The 19,386-nt window shown below is 70.6% G+C and carries 7 protein-coding genes; 1 reads left to right on the top strand and 6 read right to left on the bottom strand.

Annotation, left to right across the window (positions count from 1 at the left end):
- The first annotated feature begins 32 nt into the window (after nt 1–32).
- On the top strand, nt 33–917 hold the full coding sequence (locus NX1_RS19610; RefSeq protein ID WP_084501574.1) for a helix-turn-helix domain-containing protein: 885 nt from the start codon (nt 33–35) through the stop codon (nt 915–917).
- A 74-nt stretch (nt 918–991) separates the two neighbouring features.
- Here NX1_RS19610 and NX1_RS19605 read toward each other — a convergent pair whose 3' ends face one another.
- The 6 genes from NX1_RS19605 to NX1_RS19580 all read right to left on the bottom strand — a co-directional run bounded on the left by NX1_RS19605 (nt 992) and on the right by NX1_RS19580 (nt 19,317).
- A complete protein-coding gene (locus NX1_RS19605) occupies nt 992–1,804 on the bottom strand; it encodes an ABC transporter permease (RefSeq protein WP_068061329.1) in 813 nt (270 codons plus the stop codon).
- A complete protein-coding gene (locus NX1_RS19600; protein WP_084501573.1) occupies nt 1,804–2,622 on the bottom strand; it encodes an ABC-2 transporter permease in 819 nt (272 codons plus the stop codon). The genes NX1_RS19605 and NX1_RS19600 overlap by 1 nt, the downstream gene beginning before the upstream one ends.
- Complete coding sequence (locus NX1_RS19595) at nt 2,619–3,590, bottom strand: daunorubicin/doxorubicin resistance ABC transporter ATP-binding protein DrrA (RefSeq protein ID WP_068061327.1); 972 nt, start codon at nt 3,588–3,590, stop codon at nt 2,619–2,621. Before NX1_RS19595 ends, NX1_RS19600 begins: the two co-directional genes overlap by 4 nt.
- A complete protein-coding gene (locus NX1_RS19590) occupies nt 3,587–17,215 on the bottom strand; it encodes a non-ribosomal peptide synthetase (RefSeq protein ID WP_084501572.1) in 13,629 nt (4,542 codons plus the stop codon). The genes NX1_RS19595 and NX1_RS19590 overlap by 4 nt, the downstream gene beginning before the upstream one ends.
- A gap of 249 nt (nt 17,216–17,464) precedes the next feature.
- Nucleotides 17,465–17,932, bottom strand: coding sequence for an AMP-binding protein (locus tag NX1_RS19585; protein WP_068061324.1), 468 nt, complete (start codon nt 17,930–17,932; stop codon nt 17,465–17,467).
- Between the two features lie 191 nt (nt 17,933–18,123).
- Nucleotides 18,124–19,317, bottom strand: coding sequence for an FAD-dependent oxidoreductase (locus NX1_RS19580; protein ID WP_068061321.1), 1,194 nt, complete (start codon nt 19,315–19,317; stop codon nt 18,124–18,126).
- Between the last annotated feature and the right edge of the window lie 69 nt (nt 19,318–19,386).

Below are 19,386 nucleotides of genomic sequence, written 5' to 3'. Positions count from 1 at the left end.
CGCGGCCGCACCGGGTTCGATATCAAAGACCGATGAGCACCGTGGCGCAGTCACCCAGGTACACCGTGGCCCAGCCACGAACGAACACCGTGGCCCGGCCACAGACGAACACCGTGGCCCAGTCCCCCGTCGACGCGGAGACCCAACCCGGCGCGTTCGCGCATCAGCTCAAACGCTGGCGCACCACACGCCGGGTGAGTCAGCTGGACCTGGCCATCCGCGCCGACACCACCCAGCGCTACCTCAGCTTTCTCGAACAGGGCCGCTCCCGCCCCGGCCGCACCATGGTCGTGCGCCTGGCCGAATCTCTGGACCTCTCACTGCGGGAACGCAACGGTCTGCTCCTCGCCGCGGGCTACGCGCCCGTCTTCGCCGAATCACGATTGGACACACCGGAATTGGCGCCCGTCAGGGAAGCGCTCGACCGCATACTCGATGGTCACATGCCCTACCCCGCGGTCGTGGTGCGCCCGTACGGCGTGCTGGTCGCCGCCAACGCCGCCTTCGAGCTGCTCACCGAGGGCGCGGCGCCCGAACTGCTGGCGCCGCCGGTCAATGTGCTGCGGCTGGCGCTGCATCCCGATGGCCTCGCCCGCCGGGTGCTGAACATGCCGGAGTGGGGCAGGCACGTGATCGAATCGCTGCGCGGGCGGGCGCTGCGCAGTCCCGATCCCGAGTTGGACGCTTTCATCGCCGAGTTGGCGGGCTATCTCCCGGCCGCCGAACCCGGCCCCGACCATCTCGGGTTCGCCGTCCCGCTGCGGTTGCGCAGCGACGCGGGCGAATTGCGGCTGATCACCACCATCACATCCTTCGCGACCGCCGTCGACGTTACCCTCTCCGAGCTACACCTGGAGGCGTTCCTCCCCGCCGACGACCACACCGCAGCCATCCTCCGCACCCGCACCGACCGCTGACACCGCACACAGCCACCACACGCCTCACACAGCGCCAAGCCCTGTGAAGCGTGGAAACGGTGTGTGGGAACAGCTCACCGGCGGCTGGCGCGCCGGTAGCCGATCACGGCGGGCACCGAGAACACGATGACGCCGCCGATCGACCAGACGAAGGTCATCGTGAGCGGGTGGGCCAGCGGACCGCCCAGTGAGAGCGCCTTCATGGTGTCCACCGCGACCGACATCGGCTGGTTTCGGACAACGGGCTGGATCCACTGCGGGAAGGCGATCAGCGGGACGAAGCCGGTGCTGAAGAACATCAGCAGCGAGGTGAGGATGGTGATGCCCTCCACCAGTGTGGCTTTCGCGGTGAACACCGCGACGGCGGTGACCATGGTGGCGAAGGCCAAACCGAAGATCACCGGAATGACCACGAACAGCAACGCGGCCAGGAATCCTTGGTGGAAGCGGAAGCCGAGCGCATGGCCCACGACCAGGACCACGATCGTGCCGAGCAGAATCCGGCAGCCCTCGGCCAGGATTCGGGCGATCAGCCCGGAGGACCGGTGCACCGGCAGCACCCAGAAGCGGGCGAGCAGCCCCGCGTCACGTTCCCTGCCGAGCATCACCCCGCTGGCCACCGCGCCGCTCAGCGCGCCGACGACGGCGACCATCGGCACGGACCCGTACAGCGCGTCGGTACCGGAGAACTTCGCGATCTGATTGCCGATGACGATGTCGAGCATCAACAGCAGCAGGCACGGGATGATCAGCGTCTCCAGCAGCGCCACGGGATTGCGGGACCAGCGCAGCAGCAGGCGCTGGGTCTGGATCGCGGTGTGCCGCAGCAACGAGGCCGGCGAGCTCTCGCCGTGCGACAGCGTCGCGCGTTGGGTCGTCACGATCATCACGCCCTCCTCGAGCTAAGCCGGACCGCTGTCGGCACGCAGACGATCAGGATCGCCGCGGCCCACAGCAACGGCGGTGTCATCAGCGCCCAGCTCACCTCGCCCGCACTGCCTTTCGTGTCGCCCGCCAGCGCGCGCAACGCGATGACGAACTGCGATACCGGCTGGTTGCGCACGAAAGGCTGGATCCAGCTGGGGAATTGCTCCGCCGGAGCCAAGCCCGTCGACAGCATGCCGAGGATCAACGGCGGCAGCACCAGCGCCTGGGTGGTCGCCTCCGGACTCTTGGTCAGCGTCCCGATGACGTCGGCGCCCAGCGTGAACACGATGCCGATGAGCAACGAGAAGCCCAGGAAACCGAGCGTGTGCCAGCCGTCGAGGACGAAGCGGAAACCTATGATGTGCCCGCAGACCAGACCCGCCGATATCGCGATGCACAGCCGGAAAACATTGCCGGACATGCGCGCCGCGACCGGAACCAGCGGACCGATCGGCATCGAGCCGAAGCGGCGGTCGATCCCGGCGACGGCGTCGGTGGCCGACCGGAACGCGGCGCCGATCGCGGTGAACGCACAGGCCTGCAGGATGACGATGGGCATCATGAACTGCGCGTAGCTGCTGAATCCGGTGCCGATGACGGTCATCACCGTCTTCAGCGGAATGTAGAAGCTGGCGGTGAAGGCAGCGGGCGCGACGATGGAGCTGAGCACCTCACCGCTCTTGATCGCGGGCGTCACCAGCCTCGTGGTGAGCACCCACCACTGTTGCGCGCGGACCGGCGTGGCGCGGGTCTCGGTCAGCCAGGCGCCGGCGGTCATCCGGCCGCTCCCGTCTCTGTGGCCGCCAGGTGGCCGGTGAGCTGGAGGAACACGTCGTCGAGGGAGGGACGGCGCAGGGCGATGTCGACCAGCTGGATGCCGGCCGAGTCCAGCCTGCGCAGCGCCTCGGCGAGCGTCTTCGCGCCCTCGGTGGCGGGGATCGCGATGCGGTCGGACTCCGGTGTGAGCGCGGCCCGATTCTCCTCGGGCAGCAGCGAACCCAGCGCGGCCGCGATGGCGGGCAGATCCTCCATCCGCAGCGGCACCACCTCGCAGTAGCTGCCGCCGGTGCGCGACTTCAGTTCGTCGGCGGTGCCTTCGGCGATGACGACGCCGTGATCGATGACGATGATCCGGTCGCACAGCGCGTCGGCCTCTTCCAGATACTGCGTGGTGAGCAGCGTGGTGATGCCGTGCTTGCGGAAGCCGGACACCAGATCCCACACGCCCTGGCGGCTGCGCGGATCAAGGCCCGTGGTCGGCTCGTCGAGGAACACCACGTCGGGCCTTACGACGAGCCCGCACGCGATATCGATGCGCCTGCGCATACCGCCGGAATACGTGCCCACTCGCCGGTCGGCGGCGTCGACCAGGTCGAACTCGGCGAGCAGTTCGTCGGCGCGCGCCCGCGCGGCGGGTTTGCGCAGACCCATCAGCCTGCCGAACATGACCAGGTTCTCGTAACCGCTGAGCATGTCGTCCAGCGCCGCGAACTGCCCGGTCAGCATGATCGAGCGGCGCACCGCCGCCGGGTCGGCGACCACGTCGTAGCCCGCGACCTGCGCGCGGCCGCGATCCGGCGCGATGAGCGTGGAAAGGATGTTCACCATGGTGGTCTTGCCCGCGCCGTTCGGGCCGAGAATGCCGAGCACCTCGCCCTGCGCGGCGGTGAAGTCCACGCCGCGCAGCGCGTGCACCTCCCCGAAGGACTTCTCCACGCCTTCCACCACAACTCCGCTGTCGTTCACTGCATGCCTCCAAGATGCTCGTCGAGCACACGCGCGATGATCGGAAGCACGTGTGGTGCGGTCATTTCGTCGTGGGTGACCTCGACGTCGTAGTCGGTGATCGCGCCGGTGACGTACGGGCGCCAGCCCTCGGGGCCGAAGATGTCCGAACTGTCGACGGTGGCACTGAAATACAGGGCGTCGCCGTGGTAGACGGGACGCTGATATCCGGTTCTGGTGCGCGCCGACGCGTTGTAGGAGCCTGCCATGCGCTCGAGCGTGTCGGCGTCCACCAAGGCGACGCCGCCGGTTCGCTCGGCGATCAACGCGGCCGCGTCCTGCGCCGTGGCGCCGGCGGGGACGTCCTCGATGCCGAACACCGCGCCGAAGGTGCTGACGAACGAGCCCGCGGTGAGCGGCTCGATGCTGTCGCCGTCGATGTCGGCGGTGTCGGCGTCCAGCAGCGCGAGCACACCGACCGGCGCGCCCTCCTGCTCGAGCCGGGCGGCCATGGCGTGCGCGATGAGCCCGCCGAACGACCAGCCGAGCAGGTGATACGGGCCTTCCGGTTGCACGGCGCGGATCTCGCGGATGTAGCGGTCGGCGAATTCCTCGATGCTGCGCACGGACGGTTCGCGACCGCTCAGATCCGGCGCTTGCAGGCCGTAGATCGGGCGGCCCGGCGCGAGCGCCTCCGCGAGACCCAGGTAGGTCCACGACATTCCGGACGACGGATGGATGCAGAACAGCGCGGGCCCGTCGCCGCCGAGCCGGATCGGGAGCAGCACGTCGAGACCGAGGGCCGTGCCAGGCGCGGGCGGCGCCGCCGCGGCCGCGAGTTCGGCCATGGCGCGCTCCTCCTCCGCGCCCGCCGCGCGCGCCTCCGGTGTCATGGCGAATTCGGCTGCGGCACCGAGCGCTTCGATCCACAGGCGGGAGAGCTCGGCGACGTCGGCGCGATCCAGCAGCGTCGCGGGGAAGCCGAAGGTCGCGCGCAGCCGGTCGCCGATGACCACGGCGTTGACGTCGACCTCGGCTTGCAGCGGCACGTCCCGGCATTCGGTCGCCGGCAGGTCGCCGAGCTCGTCGGTGGGCAGCCAGCCGAGTCCTTCCAGGCCGGGCGGGATCTCGCCGGTGGCGTATCGGCCCAGATAGTTGAAGGCGACGCGGCCGGGCAGGCGGCGCGGAAGCTGTTCGGCGGTCTGCTGATTCAGGTAGCGCAGCAGGCCGAAACCGATGCCCTTGTCCGGCACGGCGAGCAATTGGTGCTTGATCGCGCGGATCGCCTGGCCGAGCGCGGGGCCACCGGCCCATGCCTCGTCGACGTCCACCGTCCCGAGGTCGAGCCGCACCGGGTAGATGCTGGTGAACCACCCGACGGTCCGGGAGAGGTCGGCGCCGGGGATCACCTCCTGCTGACGGCCGTGCCCTTCCAATCGCACCAGGACGCTGCGCTCCTGGCCGGCCCGCCACTTGTGCAGGGCGAGGGCCAGCGTGGTGAGCAGGGCGTCCTCGACGCCGCCGTGGAACAACGCGGGCAGCGTGGTCAGCAGCGCGCCGGTGACCTCCTCGGACACCTCCGCCTCCACCATGCGCAGCTGCCCTGCCTGATCCACGGCCGGATCGAGCTCGCGGCCACCGATCAGCGGATCGGGTCCGTCGATCAGGCTGCGCCAGTAGTCGAGTTCGGCGACCCGCGCCGCGCTGTGCGCTTCCTCGGCCAGCGCGTGCGCCCAGCGCCGCATCGACGTACCGGTCTCGGCGAGCACCGGCGTCGCGCCCGCCGATACCTGCGCCCACGCGGCCATCAAGTCGGGCACCAGGATGCGCCAGGACACGCCGTCCACGACGAGGTGGTGCGCGATCACGATGAGGCGGCCGGAGCGGCTGCGGTCTCCGGCCTCGCCGACCGGATCGAGCCAGAGGAACTGCAACACCACACCACGCGCCGGCTCGAGCCGGTTCATCGCGGAATCCATTTCGATGAGCGCGTATTCGCGCAGGTCGACCGTGTCCGCGTCGGCGGCGAACTCGATGCGGCGGATCAGGCTCGCCACGTCGACGCTGCCCGGTTCGGACACCTCGAGCCGCACGTCGGGATCGCGCAGCAACCTGGCGCGCAGCATGTCGTGGCGGTCGACCACGGCCGCGATCGTCGTCGCCAGCTGCTCGGCGCGGATGCCGACGGGTAGTTCGAGCACCGCGGTCTGCGCGAAACGGTCGTAGTCCCCGCCGCGTTCGATCATGTACCGCACGATGGGCGGCAGCGGCATCTCGCCGACCCCGCCGCCGGGCAGCTCCTCGAGCACCACCTGCTCACCCGCCGCGTCGGCCGCCGCGGCCAGCGCCGCGACGGTGCGGTGCTCGAACACCTGGAGCGGGGTCACGGTCACGCCGCCCTGCCTGGCGCGGGAGACCAGTTGGATGGCGAGGATGCTGTCGCCGCCGAGCGCGAAGAAGGAGTCATCGGCGCCGACTCGCTCGCGGCCGAGGAGTTCGGCGAAGACGGCCGCGAGCGTCTGCTCGGTGGGTGTGCGCGGCGCGACGTACTCGGTCCGTTCGTCGGCGAACACCGGTTCAGGAAGGGCTTTCCGGTCGAGCTTGCCGACGGCGTTGAGCGGAATCGCGTCGAGCACGACGAAGGCCGCGGGCACCATGTAGCCCGGCAGCGCCGCGGCGGCGTGCGCGCGCAGCTCATCCACGTCCAGTTCGACGCCGGATTCGTGGACCACGTAGGCGGCCAGCGCGGTGGCGCCGGACGGGCCGCGGACGCCGAGCGTCACGGCGAACTCCACGCCTTCGGCCCGGCCGAGCACGGCGTCGATCTCGCCGAGCTCGATGCGCTGGCCGCGCACCTTCACCTGGAAATCGGTGCGGCCCACGTATTCCAGTTCGCCGTCGCCGCCCCAGCGCACCAGGTCGCCGGTGCGATACATCCGCTCGCCCTGCGCCCCATAGGGATTCGCGACGAAGCGGGTGGCGTTCAGATCCGGTCGTGCGTGATAGCCGCGGGCCAGTGCGGGACCGGCGAGATACAACTCCCCCGCGACTCCCACCGGCACCGGGCGCAGCCGCCCGTCCAGCACCAGCACCGCCGCGCCGCGAATCGGACCGCCGATGGTCACGGGCGCGTCCACCGACAGCGCAGCCGAACCCGTCGCCCAGATGGTGGATTCGGTGGGGCCGTAAAGGTTCACCATGGTCCGGTCCCGCGCCCAGCGTTCCACCAGCTCCGCGCCGACGGCCTCGCCCGCCACCGCGAGCACCCGCAGACTCGACACCCGCGCCGGATCCACCGTAGCCAGCGCCGACGGCGTGATCACCGCGTGCGTGACGCGTTCGGCCTCGATCAGTTCGGCCAGCGCGTCGCCGCCGAACACTTCGGGCGGTGCGACCACCGCGGCGCCGCCCGCGCCGAACGCCATGATCGCCTCGAACACCGACGCGTCGAAACTCGGTGAGGCGACCTGCAATACGCGCGCGTGCTCGTCCAGCGCGAGCGACTCGCGCTGCGCGGCGACGAGATCGGCGATGCCGCGGTGCGAGACCGTGACGCCCTTCGGCGTACCGGTGGAGCCCGAGGTGTAGATCATCCACGCCGGGTGGTCCGGCAGGATCGGCATGCGCGAATAGTCTTCGCGCGGCGACGAGTCGTCATTGCGCAGCGGCGAATCGTCGGCCGCGCGCCAGCGGGCGGCGAAGGTCGTGTCGTCCAGCACCAGCCACCGCGTGTCCTCGGGCAGCTGCGCGCGGTGCGCGGCGACGGTGAGGCCGAGCACCGCACCGGAATCGGTGAGCATGTGCTCGATGCGGTCCACCGGATGCTTCGGGTCGACCGGCAGGAACGCCGCGCCCGCCGCGGCGGCCGCCCACATGCCGACCAGCAGCTCCGCGCCCCTGGTCAGTCCGAGCGCCACCACCGTCTCCGGTCCGGCGCCCGCCTCGATCAGTAGGCGGGCGAGTTGCGCCGCGCGGGAGGCCAATTCGCGATAGGTCAGCGTCACGCCCGCGGCGACCACCGCGGCGCGCTCCGGATGCGCGTCCGCCGTCGCCGCGAACAACTCGGGCAGGGTGTGCACCCCGGCGGATTCCGGACCGCGCGCTGGCACCAGTTCGGCGCGCTCCAGCGGCACCAGCAGGTCGATGTCGCCGAGGCGCTGTCCCGGATCGGCGACGACCGCGCCGAGCACACCGAGCCACCGGCGGGCCATGGTGTCGGCCGTCGGCGCGTCGAAGAGGTCGGTGGCGTAGGTCAGCGTGGCGTCGATGCCCGCCCGCTCGGCGCCGTCGAAGCGCTCGCGCAGGTCGAGGGTGAGGTCGAACTGTGCCGCGTCGCGATCCAGATCCTCCACGTCGATGCGCAGGCCGGGCAGCTCGAGCGCCGGTTCGACGAAGTTCTGCAACGAGAGCGAGACCTGGAAGATCGGATGGTGCGCGGTGGACCTGGTCGGGTTCAGCACCTGCACGAGGCGTTCGAAGGGAACGTCGGCGTTGGCGAACGCGTCCAGATCCGATGAGCGAACGGCGGTGAGGAATTCGCGGAAGGTCAGGTTCGGGTCGACCGGCGTGCGCAGCGCGAGGGTGTTCACGAACATGCCGACCATCTCGTCCAGCGCGGCCTCACCGCGCCCGGCGACCGCGGTGCCGATCACCACGTCCTCGGCGCCGCCGAGCCGCGCGAGCAGCACCGCGAGGGCGGCGTGCACCACCATGAACATGCTGACCTCGGTGTCGGCGGCCAGCTCGGCCATGGCCCGATGCAAGCCCTGCTCGACCGCGAAATCCAGGTCCGCGCTGCGCATCGACTGCACCGCGGGGCGGGGCCGGTCGGCGGGCAACTCCAGCAGATCGGGTGCGCCCGAGAGCGATTCGGTCCAGAAGCGGATCTGGCTCGCGGCCAGCGAGTCCGGGTCGGACTCGTCGCCGAGCAGTTCCCGGTGCCACAGCGCGAAATCGGTGTACTGCACCGGCAGCGCGGCCAGCGCCGCCTCCTTGCCCATCGTGGCCGCGGCGTAAGCGGTCATCAGGTCGGTGGCCAGCGGCGCCATGGACGCGCCGTCCGCGCTGATGTGGTGCACCACCAGGACAACGACGTGCACCGGCGTCGCGCGGCCGTTGCCTTCGGCCGTGTGCAACCGGAACAGTCCGACCCGCAGCGGCGGCTCGGTCACCAGGTCGAATCCGACACCGGCCAGTTCGACGATCCGATCACGCAGCGGCGCACCGGGTTCGGTGACGATCGCTTGGAGCTCGGGCGCAACGGCATCCGCGCCCATGACCACCTGACGCAGCCCCTCGGCATCGGCGGGATACATGGTGCGCAGGCTTTCGTGCCGGTCGATCACCGCACGCAATGCCCGCCGCATGGCAGGCACGTCGAGTTCGCCGGTGAGGCGCAGCGCGACGGCGATGTTGTAGGCCGGCGAGCTGGGGTCGAGCCGGTTGAGCACCCACATCCGCTGCTGAGCGGGCGAGAGCGGGATCCGGTCCGGCCGGATCCGCGGCGCCAACGCGAAGCGGGCGCGGGCCCCGGCCGCGGCGGGAACCACCCGCGCCGACAGTTGCGCGACGGTCGGGGCGTCGAACAGATCGCGCAGCGCGATCGTGGCGCCGAGCGCCGCGTTGACCCTGGCCACCACCTTGGTCGCGCTGAGCGAGTTGCCGCCCAGTTCGAAGAACGAGTGGTCGATGCTGACCCGCTCGGCGCCGAGCACTTCAGCGAACACCTCGGCGACCGCTTGCTCCACCGGTGTGCGCGGCGCCAGATACCGGCGCAGGAAGGCGGCGAAATCCGGCACTGGCAGCGCATTGCGATCCAGCTTGCCGACCGGTGTCAGCGGCACCTCGTCCAGCACGACGAGATAGCCGGGCACCATGTAGCCTGGCAGCGCGCCCGCGATGCGCGAGCGCAGCCGTTCGGTGTCGTATTCCGGTTCATCGCCCAAGGATTCGCGGCCCGCGTCGCTGAGCACCACGTAGGAGACGAGCACGGTCTCCCCGGCCGGGCCCGGCATGCCGACGGTCGCGGCGTATTCCACGTGGTCGTCGGCCGCGAGCACGCCGTCGATCTCGCCGAGTTCGATGCGCAGGCCACGGATCTTGACCTGGAAATCGCTGCGGCCCAGGTACTCCAGCTCCAGCGCCGTTCCACCCGGGCGGTCGGATTCGACCCAGCGCACCATGTCGCCGGTACGGTACATCCGCTCCCCGTGCGCGCCGTACGGATTGGCGACGAAGCGGCCCGCGGTCATCGCGAACCGATTGAAGTAGCCGCGCGCGATGGCGGGACCTGCGAGGTACAGCTCGCCCTCCACACCGACCGGCACCGGACGCAGCCAGGTGTCGAGCACCATGACGGCGGCGCCGCGAATCGGTCCGCCCATGGTGATCGGCCTCCCGGCCTCCAGTTCGCCCGGCCCGGTGGCCCAGATGCTGAATTCCGTCGGGCCGTAGAGGTTCAGCATGCGCCTGCCGACGGACCACTGCGCGGTCAACTCCGGCCCGGCGGCTTCGCCCGCGACCGACAGGACGCGCAGATCGGGCAGGCCGCTCGGATCCATGGTTGCCAGCACCGACGGTGTGATCACCGCGTGCGTGACCCGCTCGGCGCGCAGCAGATGTTCGAGTTCGGCGCCGCCGTACACCTCGGGCGGCGACAGGACAAGGTGCCCGCCCGTCGCGTGCGCGGTGAGCAGTTCGAATACCGAGGCGTCGAAGCTCGGCGAGGCGACTTGCAGCGCCTTGGCGGTGGGATCCAGGTCGAGCGATTCACGTTGCGCCGTGGTCAGATTCGCGACGCCGCGATGGCTGAGCAGCACCGCCTTCGGCTTGCCGGTCGAGCCGGAGGTGTAGATCAGGTAGGCGGTCTGGTCCATCCGGATGGCACCGCCGCGCTCCTCGTCGGTGATGGGGCCGTCCGGGACCGTCATCGCCCTGCGGATGGTGTTGAGGTCGTCGAGCAGCAGCCAGTCGATGGTGCTCGGCAGCGTCTCGCCGGTGGCGCGAACGGTCACGCCGATGGGCGCTTTGGAGTCGGTGAGGATGTGCTCGATCCGTTCCACCGGGTAGTTCGGATCCAGCGGCAGGAAGGCCGCGCCCGTCTTTACCAGCGCCCACACCGCCATCACCGACTCCACCGAGCGGGTGAGGGCGAGCACGACGAACACCTCGGCGCCGATGCCGCGGCGCAGCAGCACCCTGGCGAATCGGTTCGACCAGGCGTCCAGCTCCCGGTAGGTCATGCTGTCGCCGTTCGCGCTGACCGCGAGGGCATCGGGATTCACCGCGGCGCCGGCGGCGAGGATCTCGGGTAGCGTGCGCTGCGGCACCGAGTCGATGCCGTGCACGGGCAGCAGGGCGGCGCGCTCGACGGCATCGCAGTGTTGCAATCGCGCGACGCCGAACTCGGGGTGCTCGGTGATCTGCTCGAGCAGCAGGACGAACCGGTCGAGCAGCCTGCGCGCGTCCCGCTCCGCCAGCTGGTCGGCCATGAACTTCACCGTGACCCGCAGCTTGTCGCCCGCCTCGCCGGGCAGCCCGTGCAGCGGAATCACCATCAGGTTCAACGGATACGGCGTGGCGTCGGTGCCTTCGATGTCGAGCACCCGCATGCCCGCGATGTCCAGCGACTGCGACAGCGCCTCCCGGTCGATCGGGTACGACTCGAAAACGGTGAGGGTGTCGAACAATTCGGCCAGACCGACCGCCTGGTGGATGGCCGCGAGACCCACGTGCTGGTGATCGAGCAGCCGCGCCTGCTCGGTCTGCACCCTGGCCAGCAGGTCGGCCACCCGCTCCGCCGGATCGAGCCGGACGCGCACCGGGAGGGTGTTGATGAACAGGCCGACCATGTCCTCGACGCCAGCCAGCTGCGGCGGCCTGCCGGACACGGTGCCGCCGAACACCACGTCGGTGCGTCCGGTCAGCATGGCGAGCAGCAGCGCCCACGCCGCCTGCACGGCCGTGTTCACGGTCGCGCCCGCCGCGCGGGTGGTCGCCTCCAAGCGCGCGACCGCCTCGGCGGACAGATCGACCGACACCATGCCGGACTCGGTGGACTCGATCCCGGCCAGCGTCGGCACCGCACGGGTCGGGGCATCGATCCCGGCCAGCGCCTCGCGCCAGGCGTCGAGCGACGCGGAACCCGCTGCGCCGGTGATCATCTCGGTGACAGAGCCGGGCGCGGCGGATGCCTCGGCGGGTTCGGCCGTCGGCCGTCCGGCCTCGGCCTGCCGCTCCGCGGCCACGACGCCCGCGGATTCGCCGGGCGCGGGCTCGACGACAGCTGCGGCGATTCCCGTTGCGGCCGCGGCGCTTTCGGCGCCATCCTGTTCGGCGAGCCAAGCGAGGAAGCCGCGATAGGACGGTGCGGGGGCGAGCACGTCCGCGGCGCTCGCACCCGCACCGGAGGCGATGTACACGGTCAGCAGCTCGCGCACCAGCAGCGGCGTCGACCAGCCGTCCAGCACCAGGTGGTGATTGGTCATCAGCAGGGTGTAGGTGTCGTCGGCGGTGCGGATGAGCTGGAAGCGCAGCAGCGGCGGACGGGTCAGGTCGAAGCGGGTGTTCGCGTCGAGCGCCAGGATCCGGTCCAGTTCTCTCGTGCGCTCGACCGGCTCGGCGATGTCCCTGAGATCCTGTTCGTGCCAGCGCACTTCGGCGTCGTCGAGCACCAGCTGGCGGGGTCCGTCTTGCGTCTCGACGAACGCGACGCGCAGGTTCTCGTGCCGGTCCACCAGCACTTGGGCCGCGGCTCGCAAGCGGACGGCATCCACCCGGCCCGCGAGGGTGAGCCTGGTCTGCACGGTGTAGCCGTCGGCGGTGTCGGTGTCGTACCAGGCGTGGAAGAGCAGCCCGTATTGCAGCGGCGACAGCGGCCACACGTCGGACAGGTTCGGGTAGGTGCGCTCCCAGCCCTCGATCTGCGACTGAGTCACCGTGGCGAGGGGGAAGTCCGACGGTGTGTGCCCACCGGCTCCGGTCGTGCGCGCGTGATCGGCGAGGGCGGCCAGCGCGTCGGCCCAGTGTTCGGCGAACGCGCGGACGTCGTCCGCGTCGAGCAGTTCCGTGGCGTAGGCCCAGGTGACCTCGAGGCCGTCGGCGCCCATGATGGCGTTGACGTCCACGACGGCGGGCAGCGGCGCGAGGTCGTCCTGTGTCGCGGCGAATCGCCTTGGCAGCCAAGGTCCTTCGGTACCGCCTGCGGCGCGGCCCAGATAGTTGAAGCTGATCTGCGGGGTCGGCCCCGCGGCCAGCTCGGCCGCGGTCCGCGGGTTCAGATACCGCAGCATGCCGTATCCGACGCCACGGTCGGGAATGGCGCGCAGCTGCTCCTTGGCGGCCTTGATCGCCAGACCGGCAGCGGGTCCGCCCGCGAATGCCTCGTCCAGGTCGATGCCGGCGAGATCGATCGCCACCGGGTACACGCTGGTGAACCAGCCGACCGTGCGGGCCAGATCGGCGCCGGGCAGCACCGACTCCTCGCGGCCGTGGCCCTCGAGGGTGAACAACGCGCCGGTCCTGGCCCGCCAGCGCGCGACCGCCATGGTGAGCGCGGCCAGCAGCACGTCGTCGGCGCCGCAGTGGAACAGCGCGGGGGCTTGGTCGAGCACGGCGGTAGCGACATCCACCGGCACGGTGGTCCGCACCTCGGCCGCGCTGCCCACGGTGTCCACCGCCGGATCCGCCGCCCGCCCGCCGAGCGGCGCGTCCGGGGTGGCCAGCACACGCTGCCACACGGGCAGTTCGCTCGCGCGCGACTCGGCCTGCTCGATGTTCGCGTGCGCCCAGCGGCGGTAGGAGGTGCCGACGGGCTCCAACTCGCCGCCGGAGAAGGCAGTGGCCAAGTCGGGCAGAAGGATTCGCCAGGAGACGCCGTCGGTGACCAAGTGGTGCAGTACCAACCAGAGCCGGGTCCCCTCGGCGATGCCACGACCGTCGTCGGTCCCGACACCATCGGTGCCGCGCACGTCGGTCGAGTCTGTGGCACCCCTGTCGATTCCACCGCTACTGGCAGCGTCCACGCCGGCGTCGATCCCGTCACCACTGGCAGCGCCAGGGACGGCAACGTCGGTCGTACCGGCGGCGGCGACAGGTGCGCCCGCAACAGAATTCGGCTCCACCAGGACGAACCGGGCGACGACGCCCGCGCCCGGATCCAGCCGATCGGCGGCGCGCTGCAAGGCGTACTCGCAGCTCGCCTCGGGATCTTCGCCTGCGATCACCGAATCGATGCAATCGGCCGCGCGCACCGAACCGGGTTCGGCGACAATCCATTCCCAGCCGTCCTCGGCCTTGCGCAAGCTGCTGCGCAGCACGTCGTGGTGGTCGAGCAGCGCCTGCACCGCGGCGGTCAGGCGGGCACGGTCGCCGTCCGGCGGCAGCGCGATCAGGACGGCCTGGCTGTATCGGTTCCAGGTCTCGCCCTGGTCGAGCATCGCGTGCACGATCGGCGTGATCTCCACCGGACCCACACCGCCGCCGGGCAATTCGAGCACGGCGGTATCGGCCGCGTCGGTGGCGACGGCGGCCAGCGCGGCCACCGTCTTGCGCTCGAACACATCGCGCGCGCTGAATCGCAGCCCGGCGGCGCGGGCGCGGGAGACCAGCTGGATGGAGATGATGCTGTCGCCGCCGAGTGCGAAGAAGTTCTCGTCGACGCCCACCGCGTCCAAGCCGAGCACCTCGGCGTAGAGCCCAGCGAGAGTCTCCTCGCGCGGGGTGGAGGGCGGGCGGCGCACGGCGGTACGCATGCCGAAATCGGGTGCGGGCAGCGCCCTGCGGTCGACCTTGCCGACCGGCGTCAGCGGCACGCTGTCGAGCACCATGATCACCGTCGGCACCATGTAGGACGGAAGACGTTCGCCGACAGCTGCTTTCAGCGCCTCCGGCTGCACTTCCACGCCCGCTGCGCCGAGCACGTAAGACACCAGCGCGGTGGCCCCGCTCGGGGTGGTCGCCCCGATGGTGAGGGCGAATTCGATCTCGGGCAGCCGCTCCAGCGCGGCGTCGACCTCGCCGAGCTCGATGCGGTAGCCACGCACCTTCACCTGGAAGTCGCCGCGGCCGACGTAGTCCAGCTCCAGCCGGCCCCCGCGGCGCCGCCATCGCACGAGGTCGCCAGTGCGGTACATGCGCGCCCCCGGCTCGTACGGGTCCGCGACGAACCTGCTTGCGGTGAGTCCGGTGCGCTGGTGGTAGCCGCGCGCGACGGCGGGCCCGCCCAAATACAGCTCACCGACCACGCCGGGCGCGACCGGCCGCAGCCACGGGTCGAGCACGAGGCCGACGACCCCGCGCGCGAGGCTGCCGATGCTCACCGGTCCTTCCGGCGTCAGCGGCGCGCTCACCGTGACGGTGACTGTGGTCTCGGTGGGGCCGTACCCGTTGAGCAGCGTGCGGCCCGCCCATTTCGACACCAGCTCCGGCGGGCACGCGTCACCGCCGACCACGACGGTGCTCAGGTCGGGCAGCGTCTCAGGGTCGAGCGAACCGACAACGGCCGGTGTGACGTTCAGATGGGTGACCCGGTTCTCGCGCAACACCCGCGCCAAGTCCTCGCCCGCGTAGGCGGCGGGCGGCACGACGGCGATCGACGCGCCCACCGCGAACGCGACGAGCAGCTCCTCGACCGAGATGTCGAAGCTGGGCGAGACCGCGTGCGCCACTACGGCACTCGCGTCGACGCCGAACGACGCGCCGGAGCCCGCGACCAGGTTCGCGAGCCCGCGATGGGTCACGGTGACGCCCTTGGGCATACCCGTCGACCCGGAGGTGTAGATGAGGTAGGCGGGCTGGTCCAGATGGATCGCGGCCGACCGGTCGGCGTCCGTGACCGGCGTCGAATCCTGGTGCCGCACCATCTCGTCCGTCTCGGGATCATCGAGCGTCAGCCAGGTGATGCGGTCGGGCAGCGCGGGCCGCGCGCCGGACACCGTGAGCCCGGCGACGACGCCGCTGTCCGCGATCATGTACTCGATGCGATCGGCGGGATAGCCGGGATCGATCGGCACGAACGCGGCGCCGGTCCGCGCCACAGCCCAGACCGCGAGGACCGACCGCAGTGAGCGCGGAATGGCGACGGCCACCGCGGTTTCCGGGCCCGCTCCCGCCGCGATGAGCAATCGCGCGAGGCGGTGGGAATAGGCGTCGACCTCCCGATACGTCAGCGCCGTGCCATCATCGGCGCGGACGGCGATCGCGTCCGGGTCGATGGCCGCGCCGTCGGAGAGAATCTCGGTCAGCGTGCGCGGCGGCACCGAGCCGGGACCGCGGGCGGGGGCCAGTTCGTCGCGCTCCTCAGGCGAGAGCACCGACACCGCCGACAGCGGCGCCTCCTCCCCCGCCGCCAGGAAACGGTGCAGGAAGTCGAGAAACCTACGGTGCTGCGCGGCCAGTTCCTGGTCGTCGTAGAGGTTGGGATTGGCCTGGAAATCGATGTGGGTGTTCTCCGCGCCCATGCCCGGATACAGATTCAGGAACAGGTCCTCGATCAACCCGGAGGTCAGCACGTGCATCCGGCCGGTGACCTCGCCGAGCCGAATCCTGGTGTCCACCATCATGAGATTGACCGTCGGGCCGAACGAGGCCGCCTCGTCCACCGACCAGCCCAGATCGCGGACGATGTCCTCCTGGCGGTACCGCTGCCTGCGCAGCGCCGAGGTCAGCTCGCGCTGCGCGGCATGGATCAACCCGCCGACGGTGGCCTCGGCGCCGAGAGGCAGCCGCAGCGGCACCACGTTGGCGATCATGCCGCCGGAGCGCCGCAGCACCGCGGTGGTGCGCCCGGAGACCGGCAGGCTCAGCATCACCTCGGGCGCGCCGGTCATCGCGCCGAGGTAGGCGCCGAACGCGGCCACCACGACAGGCGCGATACTGGTCGAGCGGGCTTTGGCGAAATCGTCCAGCAATTTCGCTGTGGCGGAAGGCAATTCGCCCGCCACCAGGCTGGGGTGCGCGTCCACGTCGGCCGCCCGCCCGGCCAGGCCGACCGGTTCGGCCATGCCCGAAAGATGCTCGCGCCAGTACTGCGCGTCGGCGACGAAGCGCTCCGAGTCCCGGTAGGCCACGTCCGCGTCGAGAATGGTGCGCAGATCGGCGGCCTTGCTCGGCGGCGGCTCGCCGCCCGCCAGCCTGGCGTTGTACAGCTCGGCGGTCCGCTGCACGATGGTCATGGCGCCGAAGCCGTCCAGCAGGATGTGGTGGATGCGCTGATACCAGTACCAGTGATCGTCGCCGAGCCGCAGCATGGCGGACTTGCCGAGCCGGTCGCGCAGCAGATCCAGCGGGGCGGTGTACTCCGCTCGCATCCACGCCTGCGCGGCGGCCGTCGGATCGGTCTCGTCGCGCAGGTCGACGAGCAACGTCTCATCCTCCAGCGAGGTGTCGATCACCTGGTAAGGGAAGCCGTCCACTTCGATCAGCCGCAGGTAGCCGCTGCCGAATTCGCGCGCGGCCTGGCGCGCTACGTCGGCGAGCAGATCGAGGTCGAGCGCGCCGCGGAACTCCACGTACTGCGCGATCGAGATCGGGGTGTCACCCGCGAAGTGCTGCGCGAACCAGATGCCGCGCTGGGCCGCGGAGAGCGGAAACGCTCCCGCGGGCAGGCGGCCGGCCGCGGCCACTGGGGTGAGAGACGGCTGAGGCATACAAAGTCCCTGCTGGCTCAGAAAAAAGACGGAGAGAACAAGTCAGGACGCGCGCGGTGCCCGCGAGGGGTGAGCGCGCTGTCGCCCGCGGCGGGCCTCGACTCGTGTGGGAACGAGCCTTCCCGCGGATGAGTCGACCAGCGTGCGCATAGGAGTACTTCCCCTGGAGAGTTTAGCTCCGCACGCTGGTCGACAACTCGAAATCCGCATGTCAGGGAAGGATTTCCCGACGCGGGATACGGTGCGTCGTCAGGACGCCTGCCGCAGTGGGGCGCGCTCGCCGTCGGTGATCGGGCCGTCCGATCCGGTGAGGTAACGAACGAGCATCGATCGGTCGTCGAGTACCAGCCAGCCGATGGCCTCGGTCAGTTCGCCGCGCAGCGCGGTGGTGGTGACGCCGATCGTGGCCGTCTCGACCTCGCTCGAACCCGGTCCGCGCGACGTGACGAGCACGGGGGTCGCGCCGGACTTGGCGATGGCCCAGCGGGTGACCGCCGCTTCGATGGCAGGCTCCACCGCCATGGCGACCGTCGCGCCCGGTCCGGCGCCCTTGGCGAGCAGCACCCGGGCGAGCCGATTCGACCAGGAGTCCAGTTCGCCGTAGGTGAGGACGTAGTCGGCGGTGGACACCGCGATCGCGTTCGGGTCGAAGTGGTCGACCGACGCGAGCGCGCCCGTCCGGGCCGGAACGGAAGGTGCGATGGTTTCGGTCGACATTGCGATGCTCCTCGGATTGCGGCGTTTTCTTTGTGCCTTCCAATCTCGTCGTCCGAGGCCATTGCCGACAGGAACCCCAAGGCTGCCTCCCGACCTCCGAGGGTGAACGATTCCCCACCCAAGGGGGAACGCGCGAACCGCCGGCCGCAATGGGACTCGCGACCGGCGGTTCGAGGTACGGGCGGAATATATCAGGCGGATTGGACCTCGGCATCCCAGTCGATGCGGTAGCGCCGCTCGGCGCCTACGGTCTTCTCGGGGTTCATCACCGTCTTCACCATCAGCGGCATCAGCAGATTCATCATCTTGCGCGCCACCGGACCGGGCGTCTTGCTGCTGTTGATCTTCGCGGCGCGCGCCGCGACGCCCTCCACCCGCTCCCGGCGCAGCAGCTCATAGGCCGCGAACGCCGCTGCGGGGTCGGGCAGATCCCGCAGGCACCTGGCCAACTGCACCGCGCTCTCGACGGCCAGCGACGCCCCCTGTCCCGAACTGTTGGACGGCGCGTGTACCGCGTCGCCGACCAGCACCATGCGTCCGCGGTACCAGTGCGGCACCGGCGGCATGATGTGCAGCCCGCCGGTGACCTCCAGCTGTTCGGGAGTGGTGCTGCGGGCCAGCATGCCGCCGGGGGTGTCCTCGGCGTAGGTGTCGCGCAGGATCGTCAGCCACTGCTCGGCCGGGATCGCGCGGGCCTCGGTGAGCGTCAGGTACTGCTTGGACGGCAGGTTCGCGCCCCAGAAGACCTGCCCGTCACCGGCCGACCAGTACAGGTAGTACGCCTGCTTGCCGAACGCGAAAACCATGGTGTCCGCGGGCACTTCGGCATCGCAGAAGGTCGACGCGCCGAAGCCGAGCATGCCGGTGTACTTCGGGCCTGGCGCGTTCGGATCGATCAGGCCGCGCACGGTCGAGCGGATGCCGTCCGCGCCGATCAGCACGTCCGCGGTGGCGGTGCTGCCGTCCGCGAATCGCGCGGTGACGCCGTCGGGGTGCTCATCGACGCCGACCAGGCGCTTGTCGAACTCGACATGGACGCCGGCGGCCACCGCGTGATCGTGCAGCGTCTGGTGCAGTTCGGCGCGGTCGACCAATTGCAGCGGCGGTTCGCCGGGCACGGCGGGCAGGTGGTGCTGGTTGCCGCCCACCGAGAGGATCATCTTCGACACCGGCTGCGCGATGGCGCGCACCGGATCGCCCGCGCCGATGATGTCGAGGGCGGCGACGCCGTTGGGGGCGAGCGCGAGCCCGCTGCCGATGCCGTAGGAGGTGCCGGGGTAGGCCTCGTAGACGCGGGCGTCGATGCCCGCCTTCAGCAGGGCGGTGGCCGCGACGGGCCCGGCGATGCCGCCGCCGATGACGAGCGCGGAACGGATTCTGGACATGGGGTATCTCCCGAGGTGAGTTGTCGGTTTCCCCGAACCGATCCGCGTACCGCGCACCCAGCTATCCTG

The organism is Nocardia xishanensis NBRC 101358, from assembly GCF_001613365.1.
In the GTDB taxonomy this organism is placed as follows: domain Bacteria; phylum Actinomycetota; class Actinomycetes; order Mycobacteriales; family Mycobacteriaceae; genus Nocardia; species Nocardia xishanensis.
Note: the sequence above shows the minus strand (reverse complement) of the source record. Positions and strands in the feature narration are given on the sequence as shown.

Excerpts from the sequence above, each read along its gene's own strand:
- NX1_RS19610 (WP_084501574.1), top strand. The coding sequence starts at position 33 with ATGAGCACCGTGGCGCAGTCACCCAGGTACACCGTGGCCCAGCCACGA.
- NX1_RS19605 (WP_068061329.1), bottom strand. The coding sequence starts at position 1,804 with ATGATCGTGACGACCCAACGCGCGACGCTGTCGCACGGCGAGAGCTCG.
- NX1_RS19600 (WP_084501573.1), bottom strand. The coding sequence starts at position 2,622 with ATGACCGCCGGCGCCTGGCTGACCGAGACCCGCGCCACGCCGGTCCGC.
- NX1_RS19590 (WP_084501572.1), bottom strand. The coding sequence starts at position 17,215 with ATGCCTCAGCCGTCTCTCACCCCAGTGGCCGCGGCCGGCCGCCTGCCC.
- NX1_RS19585 (WP_068061324.1), bottom strand. The coding sequence starts at position 17,932 with ATGTCGACCGAAACCATCGCACCTTCCGTTCCGGCCCGGACGGGCGCG.
- NX1_RS19580 (WP_068061321.1), bottom strand. The coding sequence starts at position 19,317 with ATGTCCAGAATCCGTTCCGCGCTCGTCATCGGCGGCGGCATCGCCGGG.